Here is a 13,442-nt window from a genome sequence, read left to right as displayed (position 1 = left end):
GTAGATCAAGCCTCAATGGCTGGTGCTCTGCTACGTGGTGTAGTCAAGCAACTGCCGTTGAAGCCGGGAGGGAAAAAGACGGGCGCCAAACTGGCCGCCCTCAAGAAGAAACCGCGCATCCGAGGCAACGGTAAGTGCGCGGTTTGGGGCAGGGTGGTCGTGCTACGATTTGAAAAAAATCATCGGGGTTGCGTATGCAGACATTCGTCCGAATCGCCAAATGGGCGACTATTCCCTTGGGTCTCGCAAGCTTGTACGGTCTAGCCTATTTGATCGGGTCGTACGGAGGGTCGCAGGGCGTCACGAAAAAGGATCTCGTTGATCTTGCGGTGGCCGTTGGAACATGTGCCTCTGCGCTTTTGGCGCTCGCGTTCGCACTCCGGCAAGAATTCATCAAGCGTCAGGAATCGCTCGTAGTGGCGAGAATCACGGTCCACACAATTTTGTCGACGCTCATATCCATGAACAACACACTCATTGAGTGTGCCAAGTTGCTTCGGAAGGTTGCGAGTCAAGATGTTCTCAACCTTGGAACCATTTCGGAAATTGTCGTCAAGCTGGACACTCTCCCCCAGGTGACGGACCAGCAACTTATTGCGGTTACACCATTGCAATACAAATGTGCCGCTAAGATTGCGCAGGTCCAGGGGTCGATGACATCCGTCAAGACCCAATTGGAGCGTTTCCGAGGTCGGTCAGATCAGATCTATGGGGCTCCTCCCTCTTTACTCGAGATGATTGCCCTAGTAGCGCAGGCGCTTGAGCAAGGTGCGTCGGAAGTCGATCAAGCGCTGAAAGAGCTGAAAAGCAAGGCTGGATCGGAAATTACTCCTGTGAAAATCCCGCCTTCAGTGAAGAAAGCGATGGAGTCCATGAACCAGGCGTCTGTCGATGCTTAATGAATGGGGTGCGCGATGAAGACGTGGAAGCACGCGTTGGCTGCCCTTGGTGGAGTCGCTGCCGTTATCATCATTTCAGCTTTCGGAGCGACGTCTGCTGGCACACAGCCATATAAGACTGACTACATGGCATCGTGGATGCAAGCGATTGGCTCGATCGCTGCGATCGTTGCATCCGTCGCGCTTGTGCGGTGGCAAATGAACGCAGAACGCTCGCGACAAGAGCTTGCCGAACAGAAGCGTATTGAGCTGCGCGTCGAAGTTGTTCTGCGAATTCTCGCTGAGACGCATGGGTGGATTGGCGTGATCGCGGCGAACATGAAAACAGATGAGGACGTCCGCGTGAATGTCTGGCGGGTTATCGACGAGCACACAATCGCGACGCTACAGACGGCTCTTGATGGAATTCCTCTCTGGGATTTGCCATCGTCAGACTTCGTGACGCCGATCATTCAGTTCAAGCATTCTGCCGCGCGCGTATTTCAGTCACTTCATGTGATCAAGGCGGAGCTTTCTCAGAATCCGATCGACAGCACGACCGACTTTAGTCAGCACGAAGATGTTCACGCCATCCGAAGCCTGCTGCCGACGCTTGGTCGCGCATTCGACCGCGCAAAGCGGTATTCGCGCCAGTTTGGGGTAGATCCAGTGCTTGTTACTGGCTAACGATCGAGTGTTGCTTGCATCAACAAGAATATGACGATGGCTATCACGGAACCGATCCAGACCTTCACCAGGGCCATGCGAGCACCCCAGCACGAAAGGCGACACAGAGAAACCAGACACATGCGACAGCGATCCCGCTCCCGACGACCCACAGGCTTCCCTTGATGATGTAGCCATGGAGGTCGCCGCAGGCAGCGAGCAGCTCGTTATCGGTTGATCCGGCCAGGACGAGCGATCTTTTGTTTTTGTGCATTTCAGGCTGAAGGCTATCGGCGACGGTCGGCATCACAGGTTCTCCCCGCAGATCCGGTAGTGTGTCGGCGGCTCGCTCTTGGGCTTGATCGTCAGGTAGCCGGCCTTCACGAGCGCCATTTCCGCCACGGTTCGAATGCTGGACTTGAGCACATCGGCGGGTAGTTCCCGCAGGACCAACTGCAGTGCTTCGGCGACGTCGACTCCAGAACTTGCAAGTTGGCAGTCGTGCGCGTTGATGAACCGGGCCGCGCCGGCTGCGTCGACCGTCAGCAGCGACAGCGTTGGCGCATGCGAAGAAACGAGAATTTCCGGGTAAAGCGCATGCTGCTGCCACGGCCCGGGCGTGATCTTGGTATGCATGTGGTCCCTCGGTGTGGTGTGATTGCCCGCAGGGCGGGCGCGGGTGGTCAGTCTTCGACGCGGACGTGCCACATCCCGCATTTGCGGGGCTGGCCGTCAACGACAACTTGTTCCGCCGTTTTGCGCGCGGGGACGTTATGGATTTCCGCGATCTTTGATTCCGGGCCGCGCCAAAATTCGCTGTCCCCGAGAATCTCGTTTTTCACTTCCACGATTACGGTTCGCATCGTCTTTCTCCTGTAGCGGGAGCTGTTGTTAGGCGGCGTCACGCACACGATCAATCGCAGTGCAGCGGTACGTGTATTGCGGATGAAGCGTGCTGCGCGCCATGTTTTCCGCCTGTTCCGCGCTGAATGCTTTCACGTTGAAAACCGAGATTTGCGCGTCGATCTGATCGATGTCGAAATCCACGGTGTAGATGGCTTGCTTGTTCATCGTCGTTCCCCTTCGTGTTGCGTTGGTCAGTGCCGGTGGTGCTCGTCGTCGTTCGTGTGCTTAACGCCGCGAATGATCGCGATGCCAAGCACGACGGCAAGCGCAAACACGCCAATCAGGATCTTTTCCATTTGAGGATTCCTAAATAAGTGCCGAAACACTGAAAAACTCGACATCCAAGACCGCGTTCAAAGAAGGGCACTGGAGGTCAATGCCCTTCGATCAACGCAGTCAGAAACCCTCAAGGGCGCGCACTCGGCGTGCTGCGTGCGCTGCGTCGGTTGGAGGTTGCGGAGGATCCGCATCCCGAATGCGCGCTCTTGAGGATGGAAGGTGTCGGGAGCTACCCCGTTTCACGGCTACACCTCAGAGCCGCCCGGTTGCTCCCGTGAGGGTCCCGGGTCCAAGAAATCAATTTTTAGAGAGCTGTCCGCCTGGAGCGGTGGCGCGGCGATCTGTGCTGCGTTGACGTGAACTTTAGCGAAACGCAAAATGTTTGTCTATAGCGAAACGCGAAAATTTTCGCGAATCGTGACCAACGATGGAAACGGATGCGGTAGGACGGGCGCTCAGTGGCATCTCCCGGATGGTTCGATGTCAGTTATGACAACGGGAGTTGAAAGCGCCCCAATTGTGAGGATAAACTACTGTACATTCATACAGTATTTGGCCGGCGACAAAGCGGGGTGCTAATGTGAATCGAGACGCGAGGACATGCCGAATGAAGTGCAAACCTGGAGATCTGGCGCGGGTAGTCCATTCGCGAAACCAGGCGCTGATTGGCAGGGTCGTGAGAGTCGACTATCCGCACGGTGACGGTCGCTGGGAATGCGAACTGGTCGGAGATCCAGTCGTCGGGTTAGCCGACGATGGGGAAGGATTGCTGCTTACGCGTGACTGGCTTTTTTCGGACGCGTCGCTCGAGCCGAGGGTGACCGATCATCCTGAAATTTTAATCACCTTTACCGAAGCGTTTGCCCTCTGACGCCGATACGTTGGTGTGGGTCGCTGATTCACTAATGAGCCAACGGATAAACGATTCGACCTGGGCGCGCTGAGCTTGGGAAAGTTTGTCCCAACCGGCGGGAACTCCGTGGCTCAGTACGTCGGCCGTAGTGTGGGAGTGATCGGTATCGAGCCAACCAGCCGGTTTGCCGGCGAGTTCGTCGATCTTGCGGGCCGTCGCAGTGCGCATACCGCGTGGCCGACCGGTCTTCGAATCCTTCGCGCCGTCTCGGAGGTTCGTGAATTGGGAATGGGACATCCCAAGAGCCGCGGCAGCGGCCGAAGGGCCGCCGTGCTCAGCCTCGATGATCCGGAGATTGTCTCGACGGATTTCGTCAATTTCCTTCATGTCTCGCATTCAATAGCAAAACGCTAAAGCCGTATATGCGCGAAACGCTATAGACAAAGCTTTTGCGTTTCGCTAAAGTCCGGGCATGGACCTCAGAACCTACCTTGATGTGGAGCGCGGCAGGCTAGTGAAACTAGCTGCCGCCATTGACGCCCACGCCTCCGACATCAGCGCATGGGCGAACAAGAAGAGGCCCGTGCCAATTCCTTACGGTTGGCCTATCGAGCGTGAGACAGGCGGCCAAGTGCGCCGCGTTGACCTCTTTCCGCCGAAAGTGATTCGGGATACATGGCCCGATCTCGCAGACGTTCCGAGCAGCACCGATGCGTCGGACGACGTCCAGCCGCTTGATGACGATGAGGTTCGCTGATGGGCGCATCACGGCAACCTCTGCACGCGTCGACGGATCGCTGCTTGCATTGCAGCTGGATCGGGACTGCCGCTGGCGAATTCCTCTTTGCAAATCCGGCACTTCCAGCCAGTTTGTTGCCCCATATAAATGTCGGGCTGAAGCGTGGATTTGATCCCCGTGCTCTCGAAGCAGGGTTGACAGAAGAAGTGGAGCGCATTCGGCGCAACTGGCGAGACTTCGCCAGCCGGAACAGCGCGGTCTTTGTCCTGATACGCACGGAATCCCTTGCCGATGTCGACAAGTTCGCAGTCCGTTTGGTCTTTCAACGCCTTCTCCAGTTCCACGATCTTCTTCTCAGCCTCGAAGTGCTCTTGTTGTTCCCGGAACAACTCGCGCTGCAGAGCGAAAAGCTTGTCCTGAGCATCAAGGATCTGATCGTTGAGCTTGCTGACGATTGCCGCCATCTCATTGAAATCACGAACCGCCAGCGCTGCTTTGCCGAAATCGCGAGCGATGCCAAGCGATGCAGCAGCGGCGTTAATGAACGAAACGTCCATGAGGGTTCCTTCCGTGAGTGAAGTGGAAAAAGTTTGTGTGAGAACTGCTGATTCTACGGCGAAGGCTGGAACCCTCACCCCTATGCCGGTTGTGATCATTGCATCCAGCGTGTACTCGGCTGAACGACTGAGCGTCAGCCGAATCCTGCCGCTGATCGGAACGCCGGATCGACAGGAGGTTCGTTAATGGCAGGCGTCCCGATGGACGAGTGGGTCCCGTTCCTCAGGGCACCCGACGATACCGACTGGCAGGAGATTCTCAGGCGCCGTGCTTCTGAGGCGGCAACCATGAGGAAATTACTTGGACCTCGGCGTCGAAGGCGGCCATGTAAGCGTCGTTCGTCTCCGTCGAAAACAAGGCGTGGGTACCGGTATAGCTCAACGAACTTGTGATCTTCTCGATTAAGGGCGCTGCCTGAGGCAAGGAAAGAAGGGCGTGTTTCACAACGAGCGATAGAACGTCGCTGCGAGCGCGCTGCATTTCGAGGGCGATCGCAAGGCTCTTGAATTTGTCGTTGATTTCGTCGTCGGTCATGCGAACCCCGTTGTGTGGTTGTTGAAGAGGTCAGAGGCTTCAATTCTCGCATAGCGATGGTTCGCATCCGGTTGAGTCAGCGGTTACAGGTTACGCAGGTCGACCCTCAAGGTCATTCAAGCAATTTTGATTACTACGGAGTTGGTATGAGCACGATTGAATTTGTCCGAAAACCGAGCATCGAGCGCGCGTTCCGCGAAGCGCTGACGGATCCGCGTGCGCGCGGTCCGGTAGCTGAAGCGCTCGGGTGGGACGAATCTCAGGTCAGCCGTTTTTTGTCGGGGCAACTCGGTATTCCGATCGGCAAGATCGATGTTGGGCTGAATGCGCTCGAGCTCCGTGTCGTGTCACGCGAGTACCTCGATGGGCTGTCGACCATGAGCAAAGTCGGCGTGAACTGCCACTGCGCGCGCGAAGGGTTCGGGGAGTGCGGCGGCCGGTTCTGATGTAAGCGGCAGGAATCTCGATACAAGCGTTTTCTGCGGAAAGCGTTTTTATCCGGATTTCGTAGTCCTAAGCGGCTTCGGCCGTAGGAGAGGCCGCATGGATGATTTTTTCAGCGCCCGAACGGGCCATCGCGTCTCCGAGACGCAACAAGACAGCTTCCACGCCATGCCTGTGTCCGAACTCTCGGCCAAGCAGCAGATGGTGATGGATTGCTTCGATTCGCCCGAGACCTTGCTCACGCGCGAGGACATCTCGGCGCGCACCAATCTCAAGCTTTCCAGCGTGTGTGGTCGTGCACGTGAGCTGCTCGACGCCGAGCGGCTGGCGAAGCGCGGGTCGCGCAAATGCACCGCGACGGGCAAGTCGCAAGAACTGCTCGGCCTGCCGGTCGCCTGACATGGCTCGATTCCATTGCCGCTGTCGCAAGTGCGACCGCCGCAAGGTACTTCAGGACAAACCTAGCGTCCTGGAGGACGCGGCATATCCGGAATGCATCTGCGGCGCCCGCGACTGGCGCATCGACAAATGGATGATGGAGCGCAACGCCGGCGTGACTCGGTGCGATTGTCCCGGCTACTGGTTTCCGCACCGCATCGGGTGCTTCTACTGCCAGCACCGCAAGGACGGCAGCGACCGGCTGCCCGGTCATCCCGACTTCTGGACGCGCGACATGACCCAAGACCAACACGACGCCCTGGTGGCGCAATACAGCGCAGAATCGCGCGAACCGATTGCCGCGTGAGCGGCAGCATAGGAGAAAAACGTGGGCAGAAGCTCGAAAGAAGTTTACGGGGCGTCGGGTCAAGGAAACGTGCTCGGCATGGATCCGGACGCATTCACGCTCGTAACCGATCCGACGCACCCGCTGTACGACCGTCGAGTGCATCAGGCACCGGACGAAAAAACGATTCGCAACTATCGGGCGCATGGCGTTTTCACGCCGGTGGTTTTCTTCAAGGACCCCGAGACCGGTGAATTCCTGATCGTCGAGGGGCGCCGCCGGGTCATCAACGCGCGCGAGCTCAATCGCCGCCTGCGGCATGAAGGTTTCGAGCCGATCACGATTCCTGCGATTCCGAAGCGCGTTCTCGGCGACGGCGTGAAGCCGTTCGTCGGCGTGATGATCAGCGCGAACGAGATTCGCCAGGGCGACTCGCTCGTGAATCGTGCCGAGAAGATGGCGCGCGCGCTCGACGTCGGACATCCGCTCGACGCCGTGGCGACCATGTTCGGTGTGAACGAGGCGACGGTGACGGGCGCCATGAAGCTGCTGGAGTGCTGCATGGCTGTCCGTGACGCGGTCGAGGCCGGCACGATTACCCAGGTCGTCGCGATGAAGCTCGCGAAGCTGTCGCCGGACGAGCAGCGCGCGAAGCTGGCCGAGATCGAAGCCGCCATCGAAGGGAAGAGGGGGCACGAACGGTCGCGTGCGATGCTCGCTGCGCTCGACGCTGCGCCGGTAAAGCGCGCCAAGCCGACGCGGAAGGACATTGCCGAGGCGCTGAAGACGGCAACTGGCGAGCGCGCCGAGGCGCTCCGCTGGGTGCTAGGCCTCTCCGAAGGCGAGAACGCGTCGGAGGTCGATCCGCGCCAGGTGACGATCGACGACGCCATCACTGCCACGCACGCGGACAAGGCTGCATGAGCATCAAGGTCCAAACGATGGTGTGGGATCGCTTCCCGGGCGAGGATCACGAGCTGTTGCTCGCCCTGAAGCTGGCCGACTTCTGCGACGACAACGGCGAGCACATCTTCCCGAGCATCGAAACCCTGGCCGAGAAGACGCGTCGCTCCGTACGCGCGGTTCAGTACCAGATCAAGAGCATGGTCGAGCGCGGCTGGTTGATCCTCGTCGCGAATGCGGCCGGCGGTCGTGGCCGCGCCTGCGAATACCGCATCAATCCCGACTGGATAAACGGTGCAGAGATTGCACCCATTTCGTCTGGCTCAAAGGGTGCAACGGATGCACCCATCGAAAAGGGTGCAACGGGCAGCAAAAAGGGTGCAACGGACGACGGAAAGGGTGCAATGGGTTTCGCAAAAGGGTGCAATGGGTTGCACCCGATTCACCATGAACCACCACAGGAACCATCAGAGAACCACCAAGGCGCACGTCGTGCGCCGAAAGTTGCGGCTCACGGCGCGTTGCAGGCGATGGAATTGCCCGAGTGGCTCGCGTTCGAGGACTGGGACATGTGGTGCGAGCACCGCGAATCGAAATCGACGGGCAGGAACGGCATCCCCTGGACGCGGCCGGCCGCGATCGTCTCACTTCGGAAGCTGACGAAGCTGCGTAGTGTCGGGCAGGACCCGAAGGCGTGCATCGAAGAGGCCGTGTTGCGGGGCTGGACGGGCCTGTTCCCGCTGAAAGCGGAAGCGGTTGTCGCGGCGACAGGTGCCGCGTCGATTCCTGCCGACTGGTGGAAATCGGAGAGCGGGTATCTGGCGATGGGTGCGCACTTCGGCGTCGAGCGTTCCAAATTTCAATACTTCGAGCAGTACAAGGCGAAGGTCTGCAAGCTCGCTGGCCCGGGCGAATGGATGGAGGAACTGCTGCGCACGGTCAGTCGGGAAAGCGAGGAGCGCTACGAGGCCTTGTACGCGTACCTCAACGACATCCCGCGCGACCAGGTCGCGCAAGCGGAGGCCGCATGACGAAGCGAGCCTCCTGGTCGATGCGCGTCGATGTTGGCGCGACGCATGTCGGAACAGCCCGTATTCGCGATGACTCGCGGCCGAAGATGACGGCCGCCCAGAAAGCGATCTTCGACGTGACGGGTAACCGCCCGCAGGTCGATGCCGGCTTCGACGAGATCGCGGATGGACTCGATTCCGGCCGGCCGGTGCCGCTGTCCGCACAGAAGCCCGTGAAGCCGTCGAAATACCGGAACCAGCGCTGCGAGCATGAGGGCATCACGTTCGACAGCCGGCGCGAGCGTGATCGCTGGATTCAGCTCTGCCGCGAGCGTGACGCCGGTGTGATTGCCGAGCTCGAGCGCCAGGTCACTTTCATTCTTGCCGATCCCGTTGTGATCGATGGCAGGAAGAAGCCTGCACTGCGCTATGTCGCGGACTTCGTCTATGAGCGCGAAGGCAAAACGGTGATCGAGGACGTCAAGGGCGTGATCACCCCCGAATACCGCATCAAACGGCACCTGATGGCCGCACGCGGCCTGCAGATCGTCGAAATCAAGTGATAGGTGAATGCGAATGGCTGAACGGAAGATGACCCTGTTGGCGCTTCAGATTCTGAAGGCTCTCGAAGAGCACCCGAACGTCACGGTTGTGCAGTTGGCCGAAAAAATGGGTCGGGTGGTCGAGGCTATCCGCCGCCCGACACGCAGGCTGATCGCCGACGAGTACATCACGCGTGGGCGGCGGCTGAAGGGCGGTAGTCGCTTGAAGCTCAGCGGGAAGCCGTTCCCTTCGGTGGAAAGCTATTCGCCGATCGAGAACGCTGTCGCCGCGCGCCATCGGCGCATCGAAGAAGGATTCGAGCAGCTCGTCCCCGCTATGCGGGCATTCGTTGAAGTGGGGCGAGTAGAAGCATGAAGCGTTCCGGATTCGGCCCGCGCAAGACCCCGATGTCGCGGGGTTCGTGGTCCCGCAAAAGCTCACCTTTGCCCGAACAGTCGCCGCGCAAGGTAGCGATGAAGCGGCGAGCGAAACGGCCGACGGTCGCCGAGGGTTCGAAATACCTCGCCGCATGCCGCGGCGAACCTTGCTATCTGCGCATGCGCGGGTGCCTCGGCGGCGGTGAGACGGTTGTTCCATGCCACTCGAACCAGGCGAAGCATGGCAAGGGCATGGGCATCAAGGCGCGCCACGAATTTACGGTGCCGGGCTGCTCGAATTGCCACGCGTTGATCGACCAGGGGCCCGGGTTGCGCGAGCACAAATTCGCAGTATGGGACGTGGCATTCGAGGCATGGGAGCCGGTACGGGCCCGAAAGATGGGATTGACGGAGGAAGCGTGCGCCTGAAAGTGAAGATGTCCCTGCCTGCCGTACGGCACTGGCGCTACCTGCGCGAGAACTACGCGACGTTCGAATGCCGGGCCGTGCGTTTGCGCGGTCCGGTTCGTCACGGCACGCCTGCGAAGCCTGCAACGGCATGGATCTACGCGGATGTGATCGTTCCGGAGCAATACCGCGACAAAGCCGCCCCGCACGCATGGAATCCGGACGGCACGTATCCGGTGGAAGTGCCGGTGAACTGGAACGCTCGGACATTGGCTCCGTATCTCGTTCGAATGGACGCAGGTGAAATCGAGTTAGACGTGGGGGATCGGCAATGACGCCAGCGAAATATCAGGCCGCGCTCAGCGGTCAGTCCGCTATTGCGAAGAAGGTTCTCGAAATGGTCCCGATTCAGGAGGCATGGTCGCGTGCTGAGATCGCCGGACACCTCCTGCGGGTCACGAAGAGTTCGCCGGACCCCGCCGTCATTGAGGGTTGTCTTGGGCGGCTTAAGGATTCGGGGCTGATTCGCGAGCCGAGCCGCGGACGCTATCAACGTGTCGAGGTCAGAGAGAGGGAGGTATTGCAAGTGCCGGTCCAGAAATCCGAAATCACCATAGCACCGCCGGAGGTTCAAGCGGCTCTTCCGATCGAAATTCTCGCGAAACTGTCCGAGCGCGCGCGGTCACTCGCAACCGAACTCGTCATGCTCGCATCGGACATCGAGACGGCTGCGCTCACGATCGAGCAGGACAACGCTGAAAATGCCGCCAACCTCGAAAAGTTGCGCCAGTTCCAATCCCTCCTCAAGAGCCTGGCATGAGCGAAATCGCGTGCATCGAACTGTCCTCGGTGCCGGCGCCGCTGATCGCCGGTGCTGCTCGCCGGGTAGACGGTGCCTCGGGTGACCGGGTCATTGCGTTCAATGGCTGTCCGATGGTCGGACGCGAACTCGCCGACGGAGAAATCGAATTTTCGTTTCCCCGCGCGATCGAGATTCGCGAATCGTTTATCGACTGGATGCTGTATTGGGGCATCCCTTTCCGGGTGATGCCGTGATGGCTTCGATCCAACGACCGAAGGGTGGCCCATTGGCGAAGCTCGCGGGCCGCTGGGCGAACGAGCCGACGTTTCTCGACTGGATGCGCGCGATCGGCCAGCCGGCCAATACACCTGACGATGCGGCCGAGTTCATTCGTGCGCGTTGCTGCGTCGAGAGCCGTGCATTCCTGGACCACGATCCGCGCGCGAAAGCCAAGTTCGAGCGATTCATCCGTGGCCCGTATTCCAAGCACCGAGCCGCAGCGGGTCTGCGGTGAAATTCAAATTCAACGATAGGACGACCATGACGCCCGATCAGAGCCAACAAATCGAAGAACTCTTGCTGACCTGGTACCGCTGGCAGATCCGCCAGTCGCACGCCGAGACCCTGGCGCACTTCTATCGTCCAGAGGATCGAACCTGCCGTGGCTACGTGACGCCGTCGACCGACGAGGAGGATGACGAGGGCGCTTACCAATGGGCCGACGATCGTCAATCCGAGCAGGTGCAGCTTTGCGTCGACATGCTGACTGCTGAGCAGCGCGCCGCGATCTCTGTGAGTATGCGCAACAAGGAATGCGGGCGTGACGTCTGGAGCAGCGTTCGCGCTGGCGCGCAGCATGCGAGATACCAGGCGGCGAAGGATGCACTTCTGCCGATGCTCCTTTCGAAGCATTTGATCCGACCGGTAGCACACGCGTGAATATTCTGGAACAGCGTGGCCGCAAAAAATTCGTCGTCGGGGCTCACGACATCTTACGTGAACGTCTGGCGGGACCTAGCCCCGTGGCAATGCTTAAAGCGTAGGCCGCTCTTGCACCAACACCGTTCATTGGGGCCCCGCATAGCGCCGATCGCTGGTTTTCCAGGGGTTGGATTGGTTGCCTCAAACGTTACGTTGCGAATTGAGACACCGGCTGCTTGCTGTCCATCTGCGCCCGGAACAGCAGTAACACAGTCAATCATCGTAATCGAGTCCGAGTCAGCCCCCAATCTGACGCGACTGGACATCGGCTGGTTGAGGTCGCATGGAACGATGGTAATAGCGACCTCTTCACCGACAGTGTTTGCGGACAACGGGCGGTTCGAGATCTGGCGTACGACACTTACGCCGGCATTGAGCACAGTCTCGATGGAGTTCGAGCGTTCGAGAACTCGACGGAGTATTTCTTCGTCACGCAAAGTCATTGCACTCCATGCTCCAACCCGCTGGACCATTACAACTGGGCCAGTAGGAACTTCTTTTTCTACCGCTGCCGCATACCAAAATCGAGGCTGTGCCTCATTGAGGTCGATTCCTGACTCAAAATTTTGGAAGTTTGTGACCCAGAAGTTGCACATATAAGGGCGGCCGTCGAACCGGTAAGCGTATCCGGAGATCATGACGGTCAAGCGCTTGGCATGCTTGGGAAGCCACCGGATTCCTGGCTTTGTCGACAGCAGTAGGTCGAGCTCCAGGATGAGCCTTTCAATCGTCCCAATGATCTGAAAGTCAGGTGGAGCGCATCGGCGCAACGCGTCGACCAACCACGCCTGGAACTCGAAATCTGAGGTTTTTGCGAGTCCCGTGAAGCCTATGGCAAAACGTCCGTCACGGCAGATGAATGCAGTCGCCTTGTTAGAGTGTTCGTCGATGACTTTTTTTCCAATCGACAATCGACGATCGGAAAACTGGATAACTGACTCGGCGTTACCGGCTGTAATAATGATCGTCATAGTTGGTTCAATAGATTGTTGTTGAGTCAAACCTCAGCGTCGACGATTTTACTCGGGATCGAGAGATCGGTTTTCGCGATCCCTATCGAGAGGTTGTATGGGCAGGAAGGGCTGAAAAAGTTTTCGATCGACACTTGCAGTCAGAAAAAAGATGCTGTACATTAATCGACGGGAAGATGCGTCTTCTGAAAGCCCGCAAACCGAAAGGTTTGCGGGCTTTTTTGTTTCCAAATCCCGTGCGCGATGCTCACACTTTCCGTGAAGGCCGATGTTCGCTCGCTCGCGAGGAAGCTTGACTCGCTTGCGCGCAAGCAGCTGCCTTTCGCGACGGCCCAAGCGATCAATGCGACGGCCGAGAAGGTCCGTGACGCCGAGCGCGAGAACATGAGCAAGGTGCTCGATAACCCCACGCCATTCACGCTGAACTCTGTCGCGATCAAGCGAGCGACGAAATCGAGCCCTGTCGCACTTGTGTACGTGAAGCCGATCGCGGTGTCGTATCTGCTGCCCTATGAAGTGGGCGGCAAGAACAAGCTGAACAGCCGTGCGCTGATCAAGCCTGTCAACCAGAGGGTCAACCAATACGGCAACCTGCCACGCACGACGCTGGCGCGACTGAAGGGCAAGCCGAACGTCTTCATTGGCAAGGTGCAGACCAAAGCCGGCGTGGTTGATGGCGTGTGGCAGCGCACGAAGAAGGCGCGCGGAAAAGCCGCTGGCCTCAAGTTGATGATGAAGTTCGAGGACGCGCACGACGTGCGGCAGCACCTCGATTACCGTGGTGTTGGCAAGCGTGTCGTTGCTGCCGTGTTCCGCCGCGAGCTCGACGCCGCGATGGCGAAGGCGCTCGCGTCCGCGCGGTGAGG

Annotated in this window: 26 protein-coding genes; 18 read left to right on the top strand and 8 right to left on the bottom strand. The window is 58.9% G+C overall.

Annotation, left to right across the window (positions count from 1 at the left end; genetic code table 11):
- The first annotated feature begins 194 nt into the window (after positions 1-194).
- Both HWX00_RS03705 and HWX00_RS03700 read left to right on the top strand, forming a co-directional pair.
- The gene (locus tag HWX00_RS03705) at positions 195-899 is read left to right on the top strand and encodes a hypothetical protein (RefSeq protein ID WP_175026979.1); all 705 of its coding nucleotides are present in this window, start codon (positions 195-197) and stop codon (positions 897-899) included.
- Between the two features lie 15 nt (positions 900-914).
- Positions 915-1,565, top strand: a complete 651-nt coding sequence (locus HWX00_RS03700; protein ID WP_175026978.1) for a hypothetical protein — start codon at positions 915-917, stop codon at positions 1,563-1,565.
- Between the two features lie 64 nt (positions 1,566-1,629).
- Here HWX00_RS03700 and HWX00_RS03695 read toward each other — a convergent pair whose 3' ends face one another.
- From HWX00_RS03695 to HWX00_RS03680, 4 genes are read right to left on the bottom strand one after another with little or no spacing between them, the layout of a single operon-like run.
- Positions 1,630-1,851 (bottom strand): hypothetical protein, encoded by a 222-nt coding sequence (locus HWX00_RS03695; RefSeq protein WP_175026899.1) that lies wholly within the window; start codon positions 1,849-1,851, stop codon positions 1,630-1,632.
- On the bottom strand, positions 1,851-2,180 hold the full coding sequence (locus tag HWX00_RS03690) for an acetyl-CoA carboxylase (protein WP_175026977.1): 330 nt from the start codon (positions 2,178-2,180) through the stop codon (positions 1,851-1,853). Before HWX00_RS03690 ends, HWX00_RS03695 begins: the two co-directional genes overlap by 1 nt.
- 47 nt (positions 2,181-2,227) lie before the next feature.
- The gene (locus HWX00_RS03685) at positions 2,228-2,407 is read right to left on the bottom strand and encodes a hypothetical protein (RefSeq protein ID WP_175026976.1); all 180 of its coding nucleotides are present in this window, start codon (positions 2,405-2,407) and stop codon (positions 2,228-2,230) included.
- Positions 2,408-2,435: 28 nt separating this feature from the next.
- Positions 2,436-2,615: a hypothetical protein gene (locus tag HWX00_RS03680; RefSeq protein WP_175026975.1), complete on the bottom strand. Its 180-nt coding sequence runs from the start codon at positions 2,613-2,615 to the stop codon at positions 2,436-2,438.
- Between the two features lie 721 nt (positions 2,616-3,336).
- Here HWX00_RS03680 and HWX00_RS03675 point away from each other — a divergent pair.
- Positions 3,337-3,600: a hypothetical protein gene (locus HWX00_RS03675; RefSeq protein WP_175026974.1), complete on the top strand. Its 264-nt coding sequence runs from the start codon at positions 3,337-3,339 to the stop codon at positions 3,598-3,600.
- Here HWX00_RS03675 and HWX00_RS03670 read toward each other — a convergent pair.
- Positions 3,568-3,969, bottom strand: coding sequence for a hypothetical protein (locus HWX00_RS03670; RefSeq protein ID WP_175026973.1), 402 nt, complete (start codon positions 3,967-3,969; stop codon positions 3,568-3,570). The two genes, HWX00_RS03675 and HWX00_RS03670, sit on opposite strands and share 33 nt — an antisense overlap.
- Positions 3,970-4,054: 85 nt before the next feature.
- Here HWX00_RS03670 and HWX00_RS03665 point away from each other — a divergent pair, with 85 nt between their 5' ends.
- Complete coding sequence (locus HWX00_RS03665) at positions 4,055-4,339, top strand: transcriptional regulator (RefSeq protein WP_175026972.1); 285 nt, start codon at positions 4,055-4,057, stop codon at positions 4,337-4,339.
- Between the two features lie 8 nt (positions 4,340-4,347).
- Here the strand turns inward: HWX00_RS03665 and HWX00_RS03660 are convergent, their stop codons facing one another.
- Positions 4,348-4,878, bottom strand: a complete 531-nt coding sequence (locus tag HWX00_RS03660; RefSeq protein ID WP_175026971.1) for a hypothetical protein — start codon at positions 4,876-4,878, stop codon at positions 4,348-4,350.
- 259 nt (positions 4,879-5,137) lie between these two features.
- Positions 5,138-5,413, bottom strand: a complete 276-nt coding sequence (locus tag HWX00_RS03655; RefSeq protein WP_175026970.1) for a hypothetical protein — start codon at positions 5,411-5,413, stop codon at positions 5,138-5,140.
- A gap of 146 nt (positions 5,414-5,559) precedes the next feature.
- Between HWX00_RS03655 and HWX00_RS03650 the strand changes: the two genes are divergently transcribed.
- The 13 genes from HWX00_RS03650 (at position 5,560) to HWX00_RS03590 (ending at position 11,563) form a co-directional block, all read left to right on the top strand.
- A complete protein-coding gene (locus HWX00_RS03650) occupies positions 5,560-5,859 on the top strand; it encodes a DNA-binding protein (RefSeq protein WP_175026969.1) in 300 nt (99 codons plus the stop codon).
- Between the two features lie 97 nt (positions 5,860-5,956).
- Positions 5,957-6,256 (top strand): hypothetical protein, encoded by a 300-nt coding sequence (locus HWX00_RS03645; protein ID WP_175026968.1) that lies wholly within the window; start codon positions 5,957-5,959, stop codon positions 6,254-6,256.
- Between the two features lies 1 nt (position 6,257).
- Positions 6,258-6,602, top strand: a complete 345-nt coding sequence (locus HWX00_RS03640; protein ID WP_175026967.1) for a hypothetical protein — start codon at positions 6,258-6,260, stop codon at positions 6,600-6,602.
- A 21-nt stretch (positions 6,603-6,623) separates the two neighbouring features.
- Complete coding sequence (locus HWX00_RS03635; RefSeq protein ID WP_175026966.1) at positions 6,624-7,505, top strand: hypothetical protein; 882 nt, start codon at positions 6,624-6,626, stop codon at positions 7,503-7,505.
- A complete protein-coding gene (locus HWX00_RS03630; RefSeq protein ID WP_175026965.1) occupies positions 7,502-8,515 on the top strand; it encodes a helix-turn-helix domain-containing protein in 1,014 nt (337 codons plus the stop codon). The genes HWX00_RS03635 and HWX00_RS03630 overlap by 4 nt, the downstream gene beginning before the upstream one ends.
- Positions 8,512-9,057, top strand: coding sequence for a DUF1064 domain-containing protein (locus tag HWX00_RS03625; RefSeq protein WP_226193768.1), 546 nt, complete (start codon positions 8,512-8,514; stop codon positions 9,055-9,057). The genes HWX00_RS03630 and HWX00_RS03625 overlap by 4 nt, the downstream gene beginning before the upstream one ends.
- 13 nt (positions 9,058-9,070) lie before the next feature.
- On the top strand, positions 9,071-9,412 hold the full coding sequence (locus tag HWX00_RS03620; RefSeq protein ID WP_175026964.1) for a winged helix-turn-helix domain-containing protein: 342 nt from the start codon (positions 9,071-9,073) through the stop codon (positions 9,410-9,412).
- Positions 9,409-9,843 carry a nuclease domain-containing protein gene (locus tag HWX00_RS03615; protein WP_175026963.1) on the top strand — a complete coding sequence of 145 codons (435 nt, stop codon included), beginning with the start codon at positions 9,409-9,411 and terminating at the stop codon, positions 9,841-9,843. The genes HWX00_RS03620 and HWX00_RS03615 overlap by 4 nt, the downstream gene beginning before the upstream one ends.
- Positions 9,834-10,157, top strand: coding sequence for a hypothetical protein (locus HWX00_RS03610; protein WP_124668901.1), 324 nt, complete (start codon positions 9,834-9,836; stop codon positions 10,155-10,157). The genes HWX00_RS03615 and HWX00_RS03610 overlap by 10 nt, the downstream gene beginning before the upstream one ends.
- Complete coding sequence (locus HWX00_RS03605; RefSeq protein ID WP_175026962.1) at positions 10,154-10,642, top strand: hypothetical protein; 489 nt, start codon at positions 10,154-10,156, stop codon at positions 10,640-10,642. The genes HWX00_RS03610 and HWX00_RS03605 overlap by 4 nt, the downstream gene beginning before the upstream one ends.
- Positions 10,639-10,878, top strand: a complete 240-nt coding sequence (locus tag HWX00_RS03600) for a hypothetical protein (RefSeq protein WP_175026961.1) — start codon at positions 10,639-10,641, stop codon at positions 10,876-10,878. The genes HWX00_RS03605 and HWX00_RS03600 overlap by 4 nt, the downstream gene beginning before the upstream one ends.
- The gene (locus tag HWX00_RS03595; protein WP_175026960.1) at positions 10,878-11,138 is read left to right on the top strand and encodes a hypothetical protein; all 261 of its coding nucleotides are present in this window, start codon (positions 10,878-10,880) and stop codon (positions 11,136-11,138) included. Before HWX00_RS03600 ends, HWX00_RS03595 begins: the two co-directional genes overlap by 1 nt.
- 26 nt (positions 11,139-11,164) lie before the next feature.
- A complete protein-coding gene (locus HWX00_RS03590; RefSeq protein WP_175026959.1) occupies positions 11,165-11,563 on the top strand; it encodes a hypothetical protein in 399 nt (132 codons plus the stop codon).
- A gap of 53 nt (positions 11,564-11,616) precedes the next feature.
- Here HWX00_RS03590 and HWX00_RS03585 read toward each other — a convergent pair whose 3' ends face one another.
- The gene (locus HWX00_RS03585; protein ID WP_175026958.1) at positions 11,617-12,576 is read right to left on the bottom strand and encodes an SEC-C domain-containing protein; all 960 of its coding nucleotides are present in this window, start codon (positions 12,574-12,576) and stop codon (positions 11,617-11,619) included.
- 243 nt (positions 12,577-12,819) lie between these two features.
- Between HWX00_RS03585 and HWX00_RS03580 the strand changes: the two genes are divergently transcribed.
- Positions 12,820-13,440 carry a hypothetical protein gene (locus tag HWX00_RS03580; RefSeq protein WP_175026957.1) on the top strand — a complete coding sequence of 207 codons (621 nt, stop codon included), beginning with the start codon at positions 12,820-12,822 and terminating at the stop codon, positions 13,438-13,440.
- Positions 13,441-13,442: the final 2 nt, after the last annotated feature.

Source organism: Burkholderia seminalis DSM 23518 (assembly GCF_902832885.1).
Lineage (GTDB): Bacteria > Pseudomonadota > Gammaproteobacteria > Burkholderiales > Burkholderiaceae > Burkholderia > Burkholderia seminalis.
This window is presented reverse-complemented; position numbering and strand designations above follow the sequence as displayed.